Below are 20,959 nucleotides of genomic sequence, written 5' to 3' on the forward strand. Positions count from 1 at the left end.
GCCATGGGCTGGGATATCGATATTGCGTGGCTCACGCTGCTGATGTTCGGGTCGCTCGGGGTGCTGCTCGCACTCGGGCTGCCGATGGCCTTCTGCACTGGAAGCCTTGCGGTGGTCTTCCTGTTTCTGTTCGGCAACTCCGCCGTCCTGAACATGACGCCCGCGCGCATCTTTCCCTTCATGACCGATTATCAGCTCTCTGCCGTTCCGCTGTTCATCTTCATGGCGGCGATGCTGGAAAAGGCCGGCATTATCGAAGAGCTGTTTGATGCGGTCTATAAATGGCTGGGGTCGGTGAAGGGCGGCCTCGCATCTGCGACGGTCCTGGCCTGTACGGCACTGGCCGCTATGGTCGGCGTGGTGGGCGCGACCGAGGTGACGATGGGAATGATCGCGCTGCCGGCAATGCTGAAGCGCGGCTATGACCCGAAACTGGCCTGCGGCTCGCTGTTGGCCGGCGGCACCCTGGGCATCTTGATTCCGCCTTCGGTGATGGCGATCGTCTATGCGGTGGTGGCGCAGCAATCGCTGGGAGAACTGCTGGTTGGCGCCATCTTCCCGGGCTTCCTGCTGTCCGGCCTGTACATCGCCTACATCACCATCCGATGCTACATCAACCCCAGCCTCGGGCCCGCTTTGCCGAAGGAAGAGCGCGTGGACCTCAAGGAGAAGGTGCGGCTGTTGCGAAACACCATCGCCCCCTTGCTGCTTATCGTCCTGGTGCTCGGCATCATCTTCTTCGGAATTGCGACGCCGGTCGAAGCGGCGGGAATCGGCACCTTCGGCGCGCTGTTCGTCTCGGCGCTCCATCGCCGCCTGAACTGGCTGGCGGCGGAGGAGGCGGCCATCGCCACGCTGAAAGCGACCGCGATGGTGATGTGGATTTTCTTCGGCGCCACCATGTTCGTCGGATTTTTCATCCTGAAGGGCGGGCAGCAATTCGTCGCGGACTCCATTCTCGGAACGGGATTGCCTCCTTACGGAATCCTGATGTTGATGATGCTGATTCTGTTCGTGCTCGGCATGTTCCTCGATTGGGTCGGAATCCTGCTGTTGACCGTTCCAATCTTCCTGCCGATCCTGAAGGGGCTGAACTGGGACGGCGTATTCGGTGTGCCGGGAGTGGCGCAGGCCGACGTGCCGCTCTGGTATGGCGTCATCTTCATGGTCAACATGCAGATGGCCTTTCTCAGCCCGCCCTTCGGCTACTCGCTGTTCTACCTCAAGAGTGTGGCGCCGCCGGAGATCAGTATGGCGACGATCTTCAAGGCATCGATCAACTTCATGGCCTTGCAGGCACTCGGAGTGATGCTTTGCATCATCTTTCCGCAAATCGTTATCTGGCTTCCGAGCCTCGTCTACGCGCGGTGATTGGTCTTCGTCTGCCGCAAATCCCCGCAGGGCTTCACCCCCGTGGGGATTTTTTGCGTCCGCGGCCGCGAGCCTTCTCAATGGCGCCGCCGTCTTATAGAAGGTGCGGCAAATCAGGTCGGTCGAGAGGTTTCATGGTTTCGCTCAAGCAGATCGTGTGCGCGACGGTTGCAATGCTCGCAATGTCCACTGTCGCGCATGCCGAGGAGGGCTTTCCCTTCGGCACCGAGATGACGCTGGAGGCCGTGCCGCAGCCCGGCTCGAAGCGAATTCCGAACATCGAGATCGGCGACAATGGCGAGGTCGTGCTCGAGCTCTGGTGCAAGGGCGGCAAGGGCCAGTTCTCGGTAGCCGGCAACACCGTGATTTTCGTTCCCGGTGCAATTCAGGATCGTTCCTGTCCGCCGGCCAAAGCCCAGGCCGACGACGATCTCGTTGTGGCGCTCTCCAGCGTCGAGACCTGGAAGCGCCAGGGCGACGTGCTCACGCTGATCGGCCCAAAGCCGCTGCGGTTTCGCACCAACGGGAATTAGCTCTCTCGTGTCCCGGACAAGGCGCAGCGCGCAAGCGATGCGCCGCAGAGCCGGGACCCAGAATCTATCCGCGACTTCACTGTGAGGCTTATGGGCCCCGGCTCTGCAGCGCACCGCTGAAGAAGCGCTGCGCTGCGTCCGGGGCACGAGAGCCTACTTCCACACCGACTTGTCGGCGTCCCAGCGCTGGCCCTTCAGCTCCTTGGCGAGCGCCTCGATCGAGCCGTTGTCGTCGGGCTGGTCGCCTTCCTCGTCGGCCGTCGCCTCATCCGAGACGTTGAGCTTTGCGCTCGCGCTCTCGTCGGCAGTCGTGGTCGAGGGGCTGCCGATCCAGACCATCAGCTTGTCGCTCGTTCCCGGCTTGTCGGCGGAGACGAGGCCCGAGACTTCGATCGTGTCGGTGAGCTCGAGCGCCGGGAAATCCTGGTTCGGCCGCTTGAAGACGAGCTTGAGCTTGCCGGTGGCGGCGTTGAAGCCCTGCGAGGCCGGCTTGGCCGCGAGCGTCTTGCTCAGCACGCCTGCGACGGCAGTGGCGAGCTTGTCGCGGTTGATCTTGTCGCCGTCGCGCCAGTCGGCGGCCGGGATACGGATGGTACGGTCCATCTCCGCCAGCCCCGCAGTCCAGCCGGCGGCGGTGACGCCGGGCATCGCCTTGAATTTCGCAAGCAGCGCGGCCGCGCGCTCCGGATCGACCGACATGTTGATGGTCTGCTCGCCGGCGCGCAGCGCGTCGCAGCCGACGGTGAGGCTTGCCAGCGTCACCTCGACGTCCTGGCCCTTGAGGCTCTTCAGGAAGTCGGTCGCGTTATCCAGCTTGACCTTGACCGCGATTGCCTCCGGCGAGACTTCGGTGAAATCCTTCGGCTGGGGCGTGATGCCATCGTCGGTGGTCTGGTTGTCCAGAAATTCCTTCTCGCTGAGATCGGCATTGTCGGGCGAGGTCACTTCGGTCACGGTCTGGCCGATGCCGATCTGGCCGCGGAACTCGAAGGTGTCACCAGTCGGTTTGCGCATGAGCTTGACCGTAACAGGCGCCTTCGCGCCGAGGCTCGAGGTCGTGCCGGTCAGCGTCTGGCCTGAGATCTGGAGATTGACGACGAAGCGGTCCTTGCGGTCGGAGTTCTTGGCGACGGGATAGCAGACGTCGAGCACGGCCGCGGTGACCGTCTTGCCCTGCCGCGTCTCCTTCAGGATCACGTCGGCATTGCCGTCCATGAGGCCGTCGATCGAGGTGAAATAGCGCGTCTCCATGCCGCCGGGCGCCGTGGCCTTCGGCGACAGCTTCATCTGGGCCGAGGCGACCTCGGGCGGAACTGCAAGCAGGATCGCCAAAACGGCGGTGGAGCAGATTAGAAGCGCGCGCATTGACGAAATCCTCGAACGAATGGAATCGGGCGCCACCGTAGTGGGTTTTGGCCGCCGGTTGAATCGGAAAGCGTGAGGCATGATCGGCAAAAAAGAAGGCCGCCCGGAGGCGGCCTTCGCAACACTGTCAGGTGAGGATGGGCTCAGAAGCCGCCCATGCCACCGCCGGCAGGCGTGGATTCCTTCTTGGGCGACTCGGCGACCATGGCCTCGGTGGTGACCAGCAGGCCGGCCACGGACGAGGCGTCCTGCAGCGCGGTGCGCACCACCTTGGCGGGATCGATGATGCCCTTCTCGATCATGTCGACATAGTCCTCGGTCTGGGCGTCGAAGCCGAAGGTCTCGGACTTGTTCTCGAGGATCTTGCCGACCACGATCGAGCCTTCCACGCCGGCGTTCTCGGAGATTTGCCGGATCGGAGCTTCCAGCGCCTTCAGCACGATATTGATGCCGGCCTGCACGTCGGCATTGGCGTTGGTGAGACGGCCGACCGCCTTCTTGGCGCGCAGCAGCGTCACGCCGCCGCCGGGGACGATGCCTTCCTGCACCGCGGCGCGGGTGGCGTTTAGCGCGTCCTCGACGCGGTCCTTCTTCTCCTTGACCTCGATCTCGGTGGCGCCGCCGACGCGGATCACCGCGACGCCGCCGGCGAGCTTGGCGAGACGCTCCTGGAGCTTCTCACGGTCGTAGTCCGAGGTGGTCTCCTCGATCTGGGCCTTGATCTGGCCGACGCGGGCCTCGATCTCCGGCTTCTTGCCGGCGCCCTTGACGATCGTTGTGTTCTCCTTGTCGATCACGACCTTGCCGGCACGGCCGAGCATCTTCACCGTGACGTTCTCGAGCTTCATGCCGAGGTCTTCAGAGATCAGCTGACCGCCGGTCAGGATCGCGAGGTCTTCCAGCATGGCCTTGCGGCGGTCACCGAAGCCCGGCGCCTTGACGGCGGCAACCTTGAGGCCGCCGCGCAGGCGATTGACGACCAGGGTCGCCAGCGCCTCGCCCTCGACGTCCTCGGCGATGATGACAAGCGGCTTGCCCGACTGCACCACGGCTTCCAGCACCGGCAGCATGGCCTGCAGGCCGGAGAGCTTCTTCTCGTGCAGGAGGATGTAGGCGTCCTCGAGCTCGGCGGTCATCTTCTCGGGGTTGGTGACGAAGTAGGGGCTGAGATAGCCGCGGTCGAACTTCATGCCCTCGACGATGTCGACTTCGGTGTCGAGCGACTTGTTTTCCTCGACGGTGATGACGCCCTCGTTGCCGACCTTCTGCATCGCCTGGGCGATCATCTTGCCGATGGCGGCGTCGCCGTTGGCCGAGATGGTGCCGACCTGGGCAACCTCGGAGGAGGCGGCGACCGGCTTGGCGCGCTTCTCGATGTCCTTGACGACGGCCGCGACCGCGATGTCGATGCCGCGCTTGAGGTCCATCGGGTTCATGCCGGCGGCAACCGCCTTGGCGCCTTCGCGCACGATGGCCTGGGCCAGCACGGTCGCGGTGGTGGTGCCGTCGCCGGCGAGGTCGTTGGTCTTGGAGGCGACCTCACGCACCATCTGGGCGCCCATGTTCTCGAACTTGTCCTCGAGCTCGATCTCCTTGGCGACGGTGACGCCGTCCTTGGTGATGCGGGGCGCGCCGAAGCTCTTCTCGATGACAACGTTGCGGCCCTTGGGGCCGAGCGTCACCTTGACGGCATTGGCGAGAATGTCGACGCCGCGCAGCATGCGATCGCGCGCGTCTCCGGAAAATTTGACGTCCTTGGCAGCCATGGTCTGCAGTCCCTCGTGTTTCGTGATGTGTCTTGTTTGGTGCTGTGCGGTGGAATGATGGATGCCCGGACCTGATGATCCGGGCATGGCATTCAGCGGCCGTTCAGACGTCTGGCCTTAGGCCATCACGCCCATGATGTCCGACTCCTTCATGATCAGGAGCTCTTCGTTGTCGATCTTGACCTCGGTGCCCGACCACTTGCCGAACAGCACGCGGTCGCCGACCTTGAGGTCGATCGGGATCAGCTTGCCAGCCTCGTCACGGCCGCCGGAGCCGACGGCGACGACTTCGCCCTGGGACGGCTTTTCCTTGGCCGTGTCGGGGATGATGATGCCGCCCTTGGACTTTTCCTCGGCGTCGATACGTTTGACCACGACACGGTCATGCAGCGGACGAAATTTGGACTTAGCCATGACGTTTCCCTTTGGAGGCTCGCTTTTCCGAAAGCAGCGGAAGTGGGGTGGGGGCGGCGCTCCCGTCCACCCTCTTTCCGAGGATCGAACGGCGCGCTTAGCAATCGGTCTTTTCGAGTGCTAATAGTGCGCAGGGGATATGGCTTGGCTGCGATCCTGTCAAGCAAAGGTGGTTAAGCGATTGGTGAGGCGGATATAGGATGGTGGCACTGGAAATTCGTTCGGAGCGCTGGCGTATATTACGACGTCATTGCTACGGCAGTGATTTTGCGCTTGGCTGCGGGAGCGATGCGGCCATGGTCTTGTTCGGGGGAATGCCATGATCAGTTCAGCTCACGCGCGCACGGTTGCCAATCTGGCCGTCGCCTTATGCCTGGCGCTGCTGCTCGGCGCCTGCGGCGGCGGCATGAGCCTGCCGTCCTTCTCCTCGTCCCAGCCGGCGCCCGAGACCGAGCCCGGCGTCGCGCCGGAGATGCCGGCCTCGATCCGCGCCGACGAGATCGTCGGCCGCTGGGGCCTTGCCTCGTTCCAGAACCCGGCCGACCGCGCCCGCACCGAAGCGGCAGCGCGAGCCCAGTGCAAAAATCCCTACGTGATCGGCGCCGGCACCTCCGGCGGCGTGGTCATGCATCTGGCCGACCAGGCGACGCCGCAGGAGCTGCGGCTGAAGGGCTCGCCGAGCGGCAAGAACTATATCGGCCCGTCCGGTCCGACGCCGGGCGAGCAGGACCGCGAGATCGTCTCCTTCGACGGCCGCGTCATGATCACCCGCTTCGTCGACAAGGACGCCGCCACCCGCTACGGCAACATGGTCTACGTCCGCTGCGCGCCGCGGGCGTAGTACTCTCTCCATCGTCAGGCCCCGCGAAGGCGGGGCATCCAGTACGCCGCGGCCTATGGTCCCAAAAACAAAAAACGCCGGCTCGCGCCGGCGTTTTGTTGTCTCTCTGTCGCGTCTGCTCAGTCGAACAGCGCGTCGATGTCGTCCTGCGAGGCGTGGCCGACGTCGCCGGCGAGCTTCGGGCCGTTGAGAAGCTTGTCGTCCTCGCTGCGGGTGTCGACCTGCGCCGGCACGTGGGACTTGATCGCGTCGACGCCGCCCCAGATGTCCATCATCGCATTGATGTGCTGCTCGATGAACTTCATCGTGGTCATGACCTTGCTGATGCGCTGGCCGGTCAGGTCCTGGAAGTTGCAGGCCTCGAAGATCGAGATAACGCGTTCCTGGATGTCGTCGGCGAGGCGCTTCTGCTGGTCGATCGAGTCGACCTTGCCGAGGGCGGATGCCGCCTGGTCGATCGACTCGGCGGCTTCGAGGATCTGCTGGGTCGCCTGTTCGGTACCGCCGACCACCGCGCCGAGCTCGCCATTGACCTTGGCCATCTCGCCGCCGTCGAAGCTCTTGCCGTGCAGGGTCGCGATCTCGCGCTTGGTGCGGTCGATGGCGTCGTGGATGAGGTCGAGCTCGACCTTCAGCTTCTCGCACTGCCCGATCTGGGCCCGATAGGTATCGAGCATCGTGCGTGCGTCCGAAAGCTCCTGGGCCGTCGAGGCGTCGATCGCCGCCATCGCTGCGCTGCCGGTCAAGGGCACCGCGCCCTTTGCCATCTGTGCGCGGATCGCACGCAGCTCCGCCATGATCTCGCTGTGCATCGGCGCTGCCTCCTCAATCATTTCGGGGCTGGGCATCTCGCCGACAATAGCCTCTTCGACACGAAAACGTTTGCGGTGAATAGCCATCAGGAACTCCCCCCACCTCACTCACGCGTCTTTGTAGGCAGAAGCAATTTAACACGAGGTTCACAGCCGGAACCGTTGTGCGGCCGCGCGCGACGGCGTGAAAACGGGCGGTTAACCATGCACTTGAGGCGTTCATCGAAAATAAACGCTGATCGCGAAATTGCCCCGCCGCTCGCGACGTGGTGAATCGAAACGCCTGATACGTTTACCAAACGAAACGGAGTTTGCTCTTTATTGACCACGTCGAGGACGCGGATCAGCCAGCCGCGTTCGGCGGCGAATGCAACTAGACGAAACAGTACAGAGTACGTCGATGTTCAAGAAAATGACTGTCGCGCTGCTCGGCAGCGCTTGCGCGTTCATTGTCGGCGCCGATCGCGCCGCAGCTTTCGACAATACCGTGCCGAACGATCCGCCTGCGGTGCTCTACCAGCCGCGGGTCGCCCCGGCGCCGGTGCGCGTCGCCTCCAATGCCAACATGGGCGGCGGCTTCATCGAGTTCCTGTTCGGCGATGGACCCGGCCGCGGCCCGGCCTATGCGCCGCAGCAGTCGATCTATCAGCAGCAGCCCGCCTACAACGATCCGCGCCGCCTGCCGCCGATGGGCGAGCCGCAGATGCAGGGTGGATATCAGCAAGGCGCAGGTCTCCAGCAGGAGGCAATCGATCCGCGGCAGCGTCCGTTCGATCCGAAATTCGAGAAACAGCTCGTTGACTATAGCGGCAAGGAAAGTGCCGGCACGATCGTGGTCGATTCCAACAACAAGTTCCTCTATCTCGTTGAGGGCAACGGCCGGGCGATGCGCTACGGCATCGGCGTCGGACGCGAGGGCTTCACCTGGTCCGGCGTGAAGTCGATCACGGCGAAGCGCGAATGGCCGGATTGGACGCCGCCGGCGGAAATGATCGCCCGCCGTCCCGATCTGCCGCGGCACATGGAGGGCGGCCCGGAAAATCCGCTCGGCGCGCGCGCGATGTATCTGGGCTCCACGCTCTACCGCATCCACGGCTCCAACGAACCCTGGACCATCGGCACCAACGTCTCCTCTGGCTGCATCCGCATGCGCAACGAGGACGTCATCGACCTCTACGGCCGCGTCAATGTCGGCACCAAGGTCGTGGTGATGTGATCACCTGACGTTCGCAATGAAAACGGCCGCCTCATCGGCGGCCGTTTTTGTCTGGCGGCTCAGAGCAGCCTCACGCGTAATCGCTGCCGCCGTCGTCTCCGCCGCCGAAATCACTGTCGTCGGCGAGGTCGGTATTGCCGTTGTCGTTGTTATCGTCGTTCTGATCGTTGCCGTCGCGATCATTCGACGCCTGATCGAAGAAGCCTTGATGAGAATCTTGGCGGGACTCCCGGTTCGAGCCGACGTCGTCGAGGCCGGCATCGCGGGCGAGCGAGCCGCCGGACTGGTCGCTTCCGCCCCACGGGCTGCGGTCGCCCAAGGCGTTGGTGTCGCCGAAGGCCTGATGCGATCCGCCGCCCATCATGCCGCGGATGCTGGAGAGCAGCAGCGAGCCGCCGACCACACCGGCCGCGGCTGCCGCCGCCGTGCCCAGGAACGAGCCGCCGCCACCGCCGACCGGCGGGGCGCCATAGCCCTGGCCATAACCTTGGCCCTGTCCGTAAGCCTGACCATAAGGCGGCTGGCCGTATCCCGGCTGAGCCTGCTGCGTCGCCTGGCCGCTGTTCCAGACCGGTCGCTGCTCGCGCGGCGGCACGTTCGGAACCGAGCCGCGCGACGGGCTCGAACCGAACAACGTGTCGCGCATGGTATCCAGGAAACCGCCGGACTGGGCCTGCTCGGGCGCATGGGCCGCTTCCAGCTCCTGGATGCGGTCATGGGCGCGCCTCAGCGCTTCATCCTGCAACAGCGTGGTCTGCACCAGTACATAGACTGCGCCCGGCGCCTTGCGCAGCCCGTCCGAAATCGCGGCGATCGCGTCGGGATCGCGCGGTGCATTTTCCAGTTTCGAAAGCCGGTCGAAAAGCTCGTCGACGAGCTGGCGTTCCTGCGGCGTCATGATCTGTCTCCCTCGCGCGAAACAAGCGCCACCGGGATGTAGGGTTCCATTGTGGCCCCAACAGTGGCGGCCGGATTAAATTTCGGTATGCGACAGACTGCCCCGCGGGCTGGCTTTCGCCGGTTTCATCCCAATGTCACGTGACTGGCTGCAAGAAGCTGCACGAAGGCGTCGCTCGTAAGATAGGCATGCTCGCGTTCCCTGACATCCGTCATCGGGTCGAGGCCGGTGAGGACCTCGTCGACGAAGCCGGGATGGCACATCACGAGGCCGCCGTCGGGAAGACCTTCCAGGAACTGCCGCATCAGATCGCCGAAATCGGCCGTGCGCGTGAAATCATAGGCGCCGGCAAAGGCGGGATTGAACGCGAGACCGGCGCGGGCGGCCTGGCGGCGGAATTGTGCGCTGAGGACATCGAGCACCATCGCTTTTGGCGACGCCAGCCGCTGCGCCAGCGGCAGGTTGCGTCCGCCCTGGCGCACCCAGGCGTTGGGCGCCGCTTCGCCGACGGCATCGATAAAGCCGTCGCGCACTTGCGGAAACAGCTGCACATGCTGATGGCCGTCGACGAAGTCGGGCGCGCGGCCGAAGGCTTCCGCGAAAGCCGCGAGTTGCGCTCTCACCTCGTTGCGGAAGAACTCACGGTCGAGCCGCCGCATAAAGCCCGCGCGCAGCAGCTTTGGAAAGGCCATGAACATGTCGCCGTCGAGCGGACGGAAATGCATGGTGATTGGCCGGAATGGCGCCGACAGCGTCACGTGCAATCCGATCGCGCAGCGCGGGCTGGTCTTGGCTGCGGCTTGGAGCGCGTCGACCTCGCCGCGCTCGATCGCGGGGCCCACCATCATCACCGAGGTGGCGTTGAGGCGGCCGCGCTCGATCAGGTCGCGGATGGCGCGGTTGACGCCCGGGCTGATGCCGTAATCGTCGGCGCAGAGCCAGATCCGGCGCGGCGCTGCCGCCGCGCTCATTCGGCCGCGGTCCTGTTCGATGCGTCGCCGGCCTCTTCGGCGCCAAAGCGCTTTTCGCTATGCTCGGCGACGAAGTAGATCGGACGCGCCTTCAGCTCGGAGAGGATCTTGCCGATATATTCGCCGACGATGCCGATCATGATGAGCTGCACGCCGCCGATCGTCATCAGGCCGATCACGAGCGAGGGATAGCCGGGCACCTGCTTGCCGGTGGTCCAGACCTCCCAGAGGATCGAGAGGCCGAACAGGAAGGCGCCGCCGGCGAGGATCACGCCGAGCAGGCTGGCGAAGCGCAGCGGTGCCACCGAGAACGAGGTGACCCCTTCGATCGAAAGACCGAGCAGACGTGCGGCGCTGAAGGTCGTCACGCCATGGACACGCGGCGCCGGCTCGTAGTCGACGCGGATCTGGCGAAAGCCGATCCAGCTTGCGAGACCCTTGAAGAAGCGGTTGCGCTCCGGCAGCTGCCTGAGTGCCGCGACCGCGCGCGGCGACAGCAGGCGGAAGTCGCCGGCGTCTTCCGGAATCTTCTGGCGCGCGCCCCAGTTGATCAGCGCGTAGAAGCCGCGCCCGGCGACGCGGCGCAGGAAAGGCTCGTTATGGCGATGCGCCTTGGCCGTATAGACGACGTCATGGCCGTCCTCGATCCAGTGCCGCACCAGCTGTTCGACGAGCGCCGGTGGATGCTGGCCGTCGCCGTCCATGAACATCACGGCGCCAAGCCGCGCATGGTCGAGGCCGGCCATCAGCGCGGCCTCCTTGCCGAAATTGCGCGACAGCGAGACCACCTGGACGTCGATCGCGTCGGCCGGCAGCGAACGGGCGATCGACAGCGTCGCGTCCGCGCTGCCGTCGTCGACATAGACGACCTCGCAGGACAGCCGGTAGCGCTGCCGCAAGGTCTTGGCGATATCGCAGATGCGCTGGTGCAGCACGGCGAGGCCCGCCGCCTCGTTATAGACGGGGACGACAACCGACAGCCCCTTCGCGGCGGCACTTGCCGCGGTGGTCGTCAGGCCGGAAACGTCAGAGCCCAGCGTCATCGATCAAGGTTCCAGAGGGCGTTCAAAGTCATTCAACAGCATATGGTAGCTGCCGTTTGCTGTCGCTACGCTGAACGGACCTGAGGCTCACCGCCGCAGGAACGCTTCGAGCTTGGCAAACAGCGGGTTCTCCCGGTCGAACACGTAGTCGAGCGAGACCACCGAGACGGTCTCGGCGCCATGTTCGCGCAGGAAGCTCGCGAGCGCATAAAGCTGCCCGGGTGGGCAGTGCAGCGTGAGCATGCCGGACGAGGTCGGCCCGCCGAACGGAGCTTCGACGCCGAAACGGCCATGGGCTTCGCCGAGCAGCGCCGCGTCGCAGCGCGCGAAGCGGGTGCGGACCTCGCGGTATTTGTTGGCCCGCGCCCGTGCTGCGATGTGATCGAGGATGACGCGCGCGGTCTCGCGGGCCTGCGGCGACCAGTCGGCCTCCCTCGAGGCGACCAGATTGGCCTGGCTGCGCAGGATCACGCCGTCGTCGAGCACCCGCAAACCATTGGCGGCGAGCGTCGCGCCGGTGGTGGTGATGTCGACGATCAGCTCGGCGCTGCCGGCCGCCGGCGCGCCTTCGGTCGCGCCGGTGCTTTCGACGATGCGGTAATCGGTGATGCCGTGGTTCTGGAAGAAGGTGCGGGTGAGGTTGACGAACTTGGTCGCGACCCGCATCCGCATGTGGTGCTGCTCGCGGAAGCCGGTGGTGACGTCGTCGAGGTCGGCCATGGTACGAACGTCGATCCAGGCCTGCGGCACCGCGACCACGACGTCGGCATAGCCGAAGCCGAGCCCGTCGATCAGCGACACGTGCCTGTCGGCGTCGGCGATATTCTCGCGCACCAGATCTTCGCCAGTGACGCCGAGATGCGCCAAGCCTCGGGCGAGCTGCGATGCGATCTCGCTCGCCGAGAGATAGGCGACCTCGACATTGTCGAGGCCTGCAAGCGTGCCGCGATAGTCGCGGGCACCGCCGGCCTTCGACAGCTTGAGCCCGGCACGGCCGAAGAAGGCCTCGGTGTTTTCCTGGAGGCGGCCCTTGGAGGGAACGGCCAGAACGAATGGCGCGCTCATGACTTAAGCTCCCACCTTGCGGCCGATCCTGGTCAGCGCGTCCACCCAGACCGAGAAGCCGACGGCCGGGATCGGCGCCGGCGATCCGAGCTGGGTCATCAGTCCATCATAGCGGCCACCGGCAACCAGCGGCTCGGCGCCGTTGCCCTTGTGATGCAACTCGAATTCAAAGCCGGTGTAGTAGTCGAGGCCACGCCCGAACGCGGTCGAGAAGCGCGTATTCTTCACGTCGATGCCGCGCGCCGCCATGAAGCCGACGCGGCTCTCGAACTGGTCGATCGCGCCGGCAAGGTCGAGCTTTGCATCGGCGGTCAGCGCGCGCAGCCCGGCAATTGCATCGTCCGGATTGCCCGAGATCGACAGGAAGCCCTTCAGCACGGCAATCGCCTCGCGCGGCAGCGCGCCGCCCTTCAGCGTCGACTGCTCGAGGAAGCGGTCGGCGATCTCGGCCGTGGTGCGGCCGCCGACATTGGTGGTGCCGGCGATCGACATCAAATCGGTGACGAAGGCCAGCGCCGCCTTGCGGTCGGAGCCCGCGAGCGCGGCCAGCACGCCCTCATATTCGCTGCGCGTGGTTGCGGTGGTGCGCGCCAGCCCTTCCAGATCCCGCTCGAGGCTGATCTTGCGATGGAAGTCCTTGACCAGGCGGCGGCGCCAGACCGGATAAAGGTCGAGCGCGTCGAGCAAGGCGTTGAACAGCGCCACGTCGCCGGTGCGGATCTCGACGTCGCGCACGCCGAAAGCAGCGGTCGCCTCCAGCGCCAGCGCCAGCGTCTCGGCATCCGCGGCAGCGCGATCCTGGCGGCCGAACGACTCGATTCCGGCTTGGAGGAATTCACTGGCCTGTCCGCTGCGGTAGCGGAACACGGGACCCAGATAGCTGAACCCGGCCGGCTGGCCGGCGCGGCTGGACGCGAGGTAGTCGCGCGCCACTGGGATCGTCAGGTCGGGGCGTAGGCAGAGCTCTTCGCCGGACAGGTCCGTCGTCAGATAGAGGCTTTTGCGGATGTCCTCGCCGGACAGGTCGAGGAACGGCTCGGCCGGTTGCAGGATGGCAGGTTCGGCCCTGACGTAGCCGGCCTGCGCAAACGACAGCAGCAGCGTATCCGCCCAGGCGGCGGAGCCGGCAGCATTCGAGGTGGCAGTCGCGGTCATCTCGGGATCCATCGTCCCGGCGGAACCGGGCGGGCAAGGGGAGGTCAAAGGGGCGCCAAGCGGGAGGCACGGGAATTGGCGCAGCCCTTACCATGGCCGGAAAACGGTTTCGACCTCCAAAAGATCAATCGCTTAACGACTTTGGAGCCGTCCGAATGATCGGGCCCGGATTCGCCCCACCGACTGGAGCTAAGGTAATTTAATACCCTATTCCGGATTTTCCGCGCTGCCAATGGCGCCGGGACGCCGCAAGGCTGTTTCGTGCTCATTCAAGTCGGCTAGGGGCGTCTCCCGCATCCGTCCGCACTCGATTGTCGCATACTCAATTTGGGTAGGCGGGATGATACGCTGACGGCTGCCTTCGTTTACAAGATGAATGCTGGTTTCTGATTCATGCGCAATGCTTCTGATATCATCCGGACGGTCTCGCGACACACGCTGGCCTATATGCTGTTTTCGATCAGCGAGATGTTCCGGAACTACGGCGAATTCGATCCGATGGACCTTCTGATCGTTCATGCGATTCTCAATGCGAACGTCATCAATGTGATGAACGATCCGTCGCTGGACGAGGAGTTTTCCAGCATTCACACGGTCGAGCCGGATACGATCAAGCAGGGCGTGTCCCGCGCGGCACTCTCTCGCTTCCTCAGCCTGCCGCTGGAGACGGTCCGCCGTCGCGTGGCGGGATTGAAGAGGCGGAAGATTCTCGCTGAGACCAAGGCTGGGCTGATCGTGACCGAGCAGAACGCATTCAAGTTTGGCAATAACCACGAGCTACAGAAGACCAACATGCTGCTGCTGACGAAGCTGCTTCGCGATCTCAAGCGCGCCGGCATCAACGGACCGGATAATCTGAGTGCCGCCAAAGTCGTCGTGGCGAAGGCGAAGTAAGCGGTAGGACATGGATCAAAGCCATCTCAACATTGCTGGCGACGGAGTTCAAAAAGGCGCTGCGGAGCGCTTGTTGTCCTTCCAGGGTCTCAAGCCATCCTCGGCGCTCGAGCTCCAGTCGTATGACATCGACCATTTCGGCGACAGTGAGAGATATGCCGGTGCGTCCAGCATGCCGCTGTCTGCCGGGTCGACCGCGATCATGCGCGCGCGGCTCAGTCTGCCGGCCCTGAGCCTGTCGCTGGTGAAGACCTTCCCGCGGATCATTCGCGGTTATCAGTTGGCGCATGCCGCCGCCGTGGTGGTGCCGATGGACCACGTGACCTCGACCCGCATCAATGGGCAGTCAATCGGAAGCTCGATCGTCATTCTGAAGGGTGCGTCCGATTGCCTGGTCTATGAGCCGGTCGGCCGTCTGATCGGTGTCGCCTACTTCACTCCGCCCGCGTGCGGGCCCTGGTCTCGACTGGATGGCTATCATTTGCTGAGCCCGGCGTCGGACGTGCTCGCCTCCCTGCGGAGCCTGATCTCCGCAACGCTCGAAACCGCCGCCAATGATCCGGACTTCCTGAATGAGCCGACGTCGCGAGCGGTCGTCGAACAATCCCTGCTCGGCGCGATCGACGGCGCCATCCAGACCAGCGTGGACAGCAGGTCCGTGCATGCCACGACGGAGAGCTATCTGCGGATCGTCGCCGACATGGAGAGATTGATCCGGCACGATCTGACGATCTGGCTCAAGACGACCGAAATGGCCGAGCGGGTGGGCGTGTCGGTTCGGACCCTCCAGAGTGCGACGCAGGCCATCTGCGGGATGAGCCCGCATCGGTATAGCCGGGTCCTGCGGCTCTGGTCGGTGCGCCGGCAGCTGCGCACCGGCCCGGGACGGCGCAGCGTAAAGGCCTGCGCCATTGCCCATGGCTTCTGGCATTTGAGCGAGTTCGCGGCGAGCTACCGGGCGGCGTTCGGCGAGCAGCCGTCCGAGACTCTGCATCGAGCTGTGCGGGAGCGCAGCTAGCCGGGAAATCGCGACCTAATCGCCCGTGCCGCCCCAATCGCCCAGCACGGCCTGCACCAGCGCCAGCGCCGCCACTGCGGCCGTGTCGGCCCGCAGGATCCGCGGGCCGAGCGCCAGCCGCAGGATATTGGGCTGGCGCAGCAGCAGGGCCCGCTCTTCTTCGGCAAAGCCGCCCTCGGGGCCGATCAGGACGTCGATACCGTGCCCGGACGCGCGCGCCTGTTGCAGGCTCCGGATGGGATTCTCGACCTCGGCCGCCTCGTCGCAGAACACCAGCAGGCGGTCGGCGAGGCGCTGGCCGAGGTAGCGCTCGAGCGGCGCGGGTTCGGCCACGGTGGCGAGGCTCAGGATCCCGCATTGCTCGGCGGCTTCGATGACATTGGCGCGCATGCGCTCGGTGTTGACGCGGGAGGCCTGGGTGAATCGGGTCTGGACCGGTTGCAGGACGGCGGCGCCCATCTCCACGGCCTTCTGGACCGTGTAATCGAGCCGGGCATGCTTGAGCGGGGCGAAGACGTAAGCGAGGTCGGGCAGCCGATCCTGGGGGCGGACTTGCCGGAGGATGACGAGGTTGTCGGGCCGCTTGCGGCCTTCGATTGCGGCCTGCCATTCGCCGTCGCGGCCGTTGAAGGCCAAAACCTCCGCTCCGGCGGCAAGCCGCAGCACATTGCCGAGGTAGTTGCTCTGGTCACGGTCGAGCGGAACCCTGACATCCAGGGCCAGGGGGAGCTCGACGAACAGGCGGGGGGCGCGAAAATCGTGGGAGGGCATTGATCAAAAGTCCGATTTGGAGCCGTTCTTAACCGAAAGCAGCCGTTTCGGGGGTAATATTGCCGAATTGGTGCGTCGGCGCGCCGCGCTCTTGCCCTATTCGACGGGTTGTTAAGCGCTGGCGGGAATCGTAAAATCGCGAGCACGCTGATCGCGCTTCAATTGGGAAGACGCCGAACCCCGTAAGCTCCTGCCGGAGAGACTATCTTGATGATCCGTCGTTTGATGGTTCCGATTACTGCCGCCATGGTCACCATGGGTGCCGCGGGCGCTCATGCTCAGGGGTTCCCGGCGCCGCTGCCGAACCAGGCCGCAACCGATTCCGCGTTTCCGCCCGTGAACGGAAAGGCGCCGGTCGCCTCCATCGGCGGTGCGCCGCAAGCTTCCTTCCCGACCAACGGCGCGGCGCCCATCGGTGGTGCCGGCGCTTTCAGCGCGGCGCCGCCGACGCAGGGCGGTCCGGGCGAGGATTGCATGAAGGCGTTCATGCCGCTCCGCGAGGAAGCCGAGAAGCGCGGAAAGCTGATCAAGGCCGCGAGCGATCGTCACGCGCCGCCGGACGAGGCCTGCAAGCTGATCCGGAATTTCAGCCAGGCTGAGACCAAGATGATCAAGTACATCGAGGTTCATGCCGCCAAATGCGGAATCCCGCCGAACGTCGGCGCCCAGATGAAGGACGGCCACAAGAACACCGAGGCCATGGCGACGAAGGTCTGCAACGTTGCGCAGCAGATGCAGAACCAGCCGCGCGGTCCGGCCGGTCCGTCGCTGAGCGAAGTGGTGGGTTCGGGCTCGGCACCGGAAGCCAATGCCGGCAAGAAGGGCGGCAGCACCTTCGACACACTCAACGGCAACGTCCTCACCCGATGAGCGACGCATCCGCCCGCGTTGCCGATTCCACCGGTAACTGGGTCGATACGCTCGCGCCGCAATGGGCGCGGCCTTATTTACGATTGTCGCGCTTCGACCGTCCGATCGGCTCCTGGCTGCTCTTGATGCCGTGCTGGTGGTCGGCCGCACTCGCCAGCGGCATGGCGCATGATGTCCATCGCCTGCCGCTTGTCATCGTGCTGTTCTTCATCGGCGCCTTCGTGATGCGCGGCGCCGGCTGCACCTGGAACGACATCACCGACCGCGACCTCGACGACAAGGTCGAGCGCACCCGCTCGCGGCCGCTGCCCTCGGGGCAGGTGACCACCAAACAGGCGCTGGCCTTCATGCTCGCGCAGGCCCTGATCGGGCTCGTGGTACTCTTGCAGTTCAACCGCTTCGCGATCCTGACCGGCATCGCCTCGCTTCTGATCGTTGCGATTTATCCCTTCATGAAGCGCATCACCTGGTGGCCGCAGATCGTGCTCGGGCTCGCCTTCTCCTGGGGCGCCCTGATGGGCTTCGCCGTCACCTTCGGACGCCTCGACGTCACCGCGCTGGTGCTCTACGCCGGCGCGATTTCCTGGGTGATCGGCTATGACACCATCTATGCGCATCAGGATGCCGAGGACGACGCGCTGATCGGCATCAAGTCCACCGCGCGCCTGTTCGGTGCGCACACGCATCAGGCGCTGATCCTGTTCTACGGGTTATCGGTGATGTTGATCGGTGTCGCGCTGGCATCAGGCGATGCGCGCTGGCCGGCCTGGATCGGGCTTGCGGCCTTCGCCGTGCATCTGGCGTCGCAGATCGTGCGCTTGAAGATCGACGACCCGGAATTGTGCAAGCGGCTGTTCTATTCGAACAAGCATGCGGGGGCGCTGCTGTTTGCGGGATTGCTTGTCGACGCGGTGACGCGAGCGGCTTAGTTCCTTGCGATGATCTCGCGTTCTTCGCGATGAACCGGCAGCTCGCGCGTCATGGCGGTGCGACGGCGCATCAGGAATTTCGGACGGCGGTCGCGGATCGCGTTGCGGCGACGGCGACGCGGTGCCGGCTTGCGGGCACCTTCGTCGAGTTGCGGCAGCGCAAAGAGCTCGCTCCAGATCGCCCAGGCTTCGGCGAGATCGTCGCCATCGGCACTGACCAGCAGCGGAACGGACAACGAAGGATCGCGATGCACCAGGACGAGGGTCTGCGCCTCGTCATTGCCGCGCAGTGCGACGCCGGTGAAGTCACTGACGCGGACGTTGATCGCCATCTGCATGCCGCGGACGGCACGGCGCAGCACGACACGTTCGCGATGAAGCTCGATTTGCCTGGTGTATCCGTCGGCGCGCGGATCATGCGCATCGAAGCGGACCGGAAGGGAAAGGGGGTCGAGCCGCAGATCGCGGCTCGACCCGGCGGGGTTGGCCCCGCATGTTGCTGTTTGACGCCTCACGGCTTTCATTCTCCCCGCCAGGATTATGTTCCCGGTCGATGCGAAGACCTTAGCGCGGCGGTTTCCGAAACCACTTAAAAAGGCTGGTTAATCCAGCGTCACCGCCCGCCATGATTGACAAGACCTTGGCGCGCATGATTGACGAGACGTTGCGTGGAAGGCGCGAATCTGAGCCTTTTGCAGGCTGATAATGCTTGAAGTCCGCACCATTTGGGCACATCTGGTGTTCAGGGCCCCTGATCGCCCCGAAACCTCCCGCGCCCCAACAGGATTTCGTTTGTGAACCCTTCACCAAGCTCGACGCTTTCGCCTAAAGCCAATCGCGACCTGTTCGATCAGTCCGCGCTCTCCGATCTCGCGCAGCGTCTGGTCGAGGCGGCGAAGCGCGCCGGCGCGGATGCGGCCGATGCGGTCGCGGTGCGCGGCATCTCGCAAGGCGTCGAGGTGCGCGACGGCCGCGTCGAGGAATCCGAGCGCTCCGAGGGCGACGATGTCGGTCTGCGCGTGCTGGTTGGCCAGCGCCAGGCCGTGGTCTCGACCAATGACGCGAGCGGCGATGCCGTCGTCAAACTGGCCGAGCGTGCGGTGGCGATGGCGCGCGTCGCGCCTAACGACAAATATGTCGGCCTCGCCGATCCCGCGCTGCTCGCGCGCGATTTCCCGGATCTCGATCTGCTCGATCCCGATGTGCCCGCGACCGCCGAGCTCGAGCGTCGTGCGCTCGAAGCCGAAGCCGCGGCACTTGCCGTGAAGGGCGTGTCGAAATCCGGCGGCGCCTCGGCCTCCGCCGGCATGGGCGGCATGGTGCTCGTCACCAGCACCGGCTTCCACGGCTCTTATCTGCGTTCCAGCCAGGGCATCTCGGCGACCGCGATCGTCGGCGAAGGCACCGGCATGGAACGCGACTACGACTTCACCTCGGCGCCGCATGGAGCCGATCTGCTGTCGCCGGAAGTGGTCGGCCGCTCCGCCGGCGAGCGCACCGTGGCGCGCTACAATCCGCGCAAGGTCGAGACCTGCAAGGTGCCCGTGGTGTTCGACCCGCGCGTCGCGGGCTCGCTGGTCGGCCATGTCGTCGGCGCCATCAACGGCGCCTCGATCGCGCGCAAGACCAGCTTCCTCAAGGACAAGCTCGGCCAGCAGCTGTTTGCGAAGAACATCCGCATCATCGACGATCCCCTGCGCAAGCGCGGCCTGCGCTCGCAGACGTTCGACGCCGAGGGTGTCGCGGTGAAGAAGACCGCGCTGATCGACGAAGGCGTGCTGACGACCTGGCTCCTGGACTGCGCCACCGCGCGCGAGCTCGGCCTCACCACCACCGGCCACGCCCATCGCGGCGTCTCGTCCTCGCCATCGCCCGGGCCGTACAATCTGCATCTCGAGCCCGGCACGCCGACGCCGGCCGAGCTGATCGCCGACATCAAACAGGGCTTTTACGTCACCGATCTGATCGGTTCGGGCGTGAACGGTGTCACCGGCGACTACAGCCGCGGCGCCTCCGGCTTCTGGATCGAGAACGGCGAGCTCACCTATGCCGTGAGCGAGGTGACGATCGCGGGCCATTTGTTCGAGATCTTCAAGTCGATGCAGCCCGCGAACAATCTCGAGTTCCGCTACGGCATCAATGCGCCGACGGTGCGCATCGAGGGACTGACGCTTGGCGGACGCTGACACTCTCGACGCGACGATCCTGACGCGCGACGCGGCGCTGCTGCAAGACACTGTGCGGGAGGCCGGCAGCCTCGCGCAGTCGATGTTCCGCACCGAGCTGAAAAAGTGGATCAAGGGCGCGTCCTCGCCGGTCTCGGAAGCCGACATCGCTGTCAACGATCTCCTGGAAGCACGCTTGCGCGGCGCCACGCCGGATTATGGCTGGCTGTCGGAGGAGAGCGTCGATGACGCCACGCGGCTGTCTCGGCGGCTGACCTGGGTGGTCGATCCCATCGATGGCACCCGCAATTATCTCAACGGCCACGATGAATGGTGCGTCAGCGTCGCGCTGGTCGAGGATGCCTCGCCGGTGCTGGCCGCGGTGTTCGCGCCGACCTGCGGCGAGTTCTTTTTCGCCGCCCGCGGCCAGGGCACCACGCTCAACGGCAAGCCGGTGCGGGCGACGGGCGGGATCGCGCTCGACTTCGCCCGGGTCGCCGGCCCGAAGCCGATGGTCGAGCGACTCAACAACCGCGGCGACATCAAGCTGCATCCGCGAATCGGTTCGCTGGCGCTCCGGCTTTGCCGGGTCGCCAATGGCGGGCTGGATGCGGCTTTTGCGGGTGGCAATAGCCATGATTGGGACCTTGCGGCGGCCGATTTGATCGTGCAGGAAGCGGATGGTAGGATGAGCGACCTCTCCGGAGATCCCATCCTCTATAATCGTCGGGAAGTGACGCACGGGGTGCTGGTGGCAGCGGGACGCGATCGTCATGCGAGCATTGTCGCGCATTTTCGAAACCGTCCCCCGGCCTGAGCGCTGTCGTCGTGCTTGTCGAACACTGCTTTGCCGGGCAGCCTC

The 20,959-nt window shown here is 65.0% G+C and carries 21 protein-coding genes; 10 read left to right on the plus strand and 11 right to left on the minus strand.

Annotated features, from left to right (window positions below; all coding sequences use genetic code 11):
- Positions 1–3 precede the first annotated feature (3 nt).
- Positions 4–1,371 (plus strand): TRAP transporter large permease subunit, encoded by a 1,368-nt coding sequence (locus YUA_RS0130840; protein ID WP_027534156.1) that lies wholly within the window; start codon positions 4–6, stop codon positions 1,369–1,371.
- 134 nt (positions 1,372–1,505) lie between these two features.
- Entirely contained in the window at positions 1,506–1,904 is a 399-nt protein-coding gene (locus YUA_RS0130845) for an META domain-containing protein (protein ID WP_027534157.1), read from the plus strand.
- A 153-nt stretch (positions 1,905–2,057) separates the two neighbouring features.
- On the opposite strand, the gene YUA_RS0130850 is transcribed toward YUA_RS0130845, so the two are convergent.
- The 3 genes from YUA_RS0130850 to groES all read right to left on the minus strand — a co-directional run bounded on the left by YUA_RS0130850 (position 2,058) and on the right by groES (position 5,449).
- On the minus strand, positions 2,058–3,269 hold the full coding sequence (locus YUA_RS0130850) for a hypothetical protein (protein WP_027534158.1): 1,212 nt from the start codon (positions 3,267–3,269) through the stop codon (positions 2,058–2,060).
- Positions 3,270–3,412: 143 nt separating this feature from the next.
- Positions 3,413–5,035, minus strand: a complete 1,623-nt coding sequence (gene groL / locus YUA_RS0130855) for a chaperonin GroEL (RefSeq protein WP_027534159.1) — start codon at positions 5,033–5,035, stop codon at positions 3,413–3,415.
- A 117-nt stretch (positions 5,036–5,152) separates the two neighbouring features.
- Complete coding sequence (gene groES, locus YUA_RS0130860) at positions 5,153–5,449, minus strand: co-chaperone GroES (RefSeq protein WP_027534160.1); 297 nt, start codon at positions 5,447–5,449, stop codon at positions 5,153–5,155.
- Positions 5,450–5,768: 319 nt separating this feature from the next.
- On the opposite strand from groES, the gene YUA_RS0130865 reads away from it, so the two are divergent.
- Positions 5,769–6,290 (plus strand): hypothetical protein, encoded by a 522-nt coding sequence (locus YUA_RS0130865; RefSeq protein WP_027534161.1) that lies wholly within the window; start codon positions 5,769–5,771, stop codon positions 6,288–6,290.
- Positions 6,291–6,409: 119 nt separating this feature from the next.
- Here YUA_RS0130865 and YUA_RS0130870 read toward each other — a convergent pair whose 3' ends face one another.
- Complete coding sequence (locus YUA_RS0130870) at positions 6,410–7,189, minus strand: protein phosphatase CheZ (RefSeq protein WP_027534162.1); 780 nt, start codon at positions 7,187–7,189, stop codon at positions 6,410–6,412.
- 313 nt (positions 7,190–7,502) lie between these two features.
- Between YUA_RS0130870 and YUA_RS0130875 the strand changes: the two genes are divergently transcribed.
- The gene (locus YUA_RS0130875) at positions 7,503–8,318 is read left to right on the plus strand and encodes a L,D-transpeptidase (protein WP_027534163.1); all 816 of its coding nucleotides are present in this window, start codon (positions 7,503–7,505) and stop codon (positions 8,316–8,318) included.
- Positions 8,319–8,388: 70 nt separating this feature from the next.
- Here YUA_RS0130875 and YUA_RS0130880 read toward each other — a convergent pair whose 3' ends face one another.
- From YUA_RS0130880 to YUA_RS0130900, 5 genes are all read right to left on the minus strand, one after another.
- Positions 8,389–9,216 (minus strand): DUF2076 domain-containing protein, encoded by an 828-nt coding sequence (locus tag YUA_RS0130880; RefSeq protein WP_027534164.1) that lies wholly within the window; start codon positions 9,214–9,216, stop codon positions 8,389–8,391.
- 125 nt (positions 9,217–9,341) lie between these two features.
- A complete protein-coding gene (locus YUA_RS0130885) occupies positions 9,342–10,187 on the minus strand; it encodes a ChbG/HpnK family deacetylase (protein WP_027534165.1) in 846 nt (281 codons plus the stop codon).
- Positions 10,184–11,230 (minus strand): glycosyltransferase family 2 protein, encoded by a 1,047-nt coding sequence (locus YUA_RS0130890; RefSeq protein ID WP_027534166.1) that lies wholly within the window; start codon positions 11,228–11,230, stop codon positions 10,184–10,186. The genes YUA_RS0130885 and YUA_RS0130890 overlap by 4 nt, the downstream gene beginning before the upstream one ends.
- Positions 11,231–11,317: 87 nt before the next feature.
- A complete protein-coding gene (gene hisG / locus YUA_RS0130895; protein WP_027534167.1) occupies positions 11,318–12,295 on the minus strand; it encodes an ATP phosphoribosyltransferase in 978 nt (325 codons plus the stop codon).
- 3 nt (positions 12,296–12,298) lie between these two features.
- The gene (locus tag YUA_RS0130900; protein ID WP_027534168.1) at positions 12,299–13,450 is read right to left on the minus strand and encodes an ATP phosphoribosyltransferase regulatory subunit; all 1,152 of its coding nucleotides are present in this window, start codon (positions 13,448–13,450) and stop codon (positions 12,299–12,301) included.
- Between the two features lie 393 nt (positions 13,451–13,843).
- Between YUA_RS0130900 and YUA_RS0130905 the strand changes: the two genes are divergently transcribed.
- Both YUA_RS0130905 and YUA_RS0130910 read left to right on the plus strand, forming a co-directional pair.
- Positions 13,844–14,344, plus strand: coding sequence for a hypothetical protein (locus YUA_RS0130905; protein ID WP_027534169.1), 501 nt, complete (start codon positions 13,844–13,846; stop codon positions 14,342–14,344).
- Between the two features lie 73 nt (positions 14,345–14,417).
- Positions 14,418–15,362, plus strand: coding sequence for a helix-turn-helix domain-containing protein (locus YUA_RS0130910; RefSeq protein WP_035972301.1), 945 nt, complete (start codon positions 14,418–14,420; stop codon positions 15,360–15,362).
- 15 nt (positions 15,363–15,377) lie between these two features.
- Here YUA_RS0130910 and YUA_RS0130915 read toward each other — a convergent pair whose 3' ends face one another.
- On the minus strand, positions 15,378–16,133 hold the full coding sequence (locus tag YUA_RS0130915; RefSeq protein ID WP_027534171.1) for a 16S rRNA (uracil(1498)-N(3))-methyltransferase: 756 nt from the start codon (positions 16,131–16,133) through the stop codon (positions 15,378–15,380).
- 210 nt (positions 16,134–16,343) lie between these two features.
- On the opposite strand from YUA_RS0130915, the gene YUA_RS0130920 reads away from it, so the two are divergent.
- Positions 16,344–17,003 (plus strand): hypothetical protein, encoded by a 660-nt coding sequence (locus YUA_RS0130920; RefSeq protein ID WP_027534172.1) that lies wholly within the window; start codon positions 16,344–16,346, stop codon positions 17,001–17,003.
- Positions 17,000–17,932, plus strand: a complete 933-nt coding sequence (gene ubiA / locus YUA_RS0130925; protein ID WP_027534173.1) for a 4-hydroxybenzoate octaprenyltransferase — start codon at positions 17,000–17,002, stop codon at positions 17,930–17,932. The genes YUA_RS0130920 and ubiA overlap by 4 nt, the downstream gene beginning before the upstream one ends.
- On the opposite strand, the gene YUA_RS0130930 is transcribed toward ubiA, so the two are convergent.
- Positions 17,929–18,447 carry a DUF6101 family protein gene (locus YUA_RS0130930; protein WP_027534174.1) on the minus strand — a complete coding sequence of 173 codons (519 nt, stop codon included), beginning with the start codon at positions 18,445–18,447 and terminating at the stop codon, positions 17,929–17,931. The genes ubiA and YUA_RS0130930 overlap by 4 nt on opposite strands.
- Positions 18,448–18,726: 279 nt before the next feature.
- On the opposite strand from YUA_RS0130930, the gene YUA_RS0130935 reads away from it, so the two are divergent.
- Positions 18,727–20,118, plus strand: a complete 1,392-nt coding sequence (locus tag YUA_RS0130935; RefSeq protein ID WP_027534175.1) for a TldD/PmbA family protein — start codon at positions 18,727–18,729, stop codon at positions 20,116–20,118.
- Positions 20,105–20,914, plus strand: coding sequence for a 3'(2'),5'-bisphosphate nucleotidase CysQ (locus tag YUA_RS0130940; protein WP_027534176.1), 810 nt, complete (start codon positions 20,105–20,107; stop codon positions 20,912–20,914). Before YUA_RS0130935 ends, YUA_RS0130940 begins: the two co-directional genes overlap by 14 nt.
- The last annotated feature ends 45 nt before the right edge of the window (positions 20,915–20,959 follow it).

The sequence above is a fragment of the Bradyrhizobium sp. WSM3983 genome (genome assembly GCF_000473045.1).
Lineage (GTDB): Bacteria > Pseudomonadota > Alphaproteobacteria > Rhizobiales > Xanthobacteraceae > Bradyrhizobium.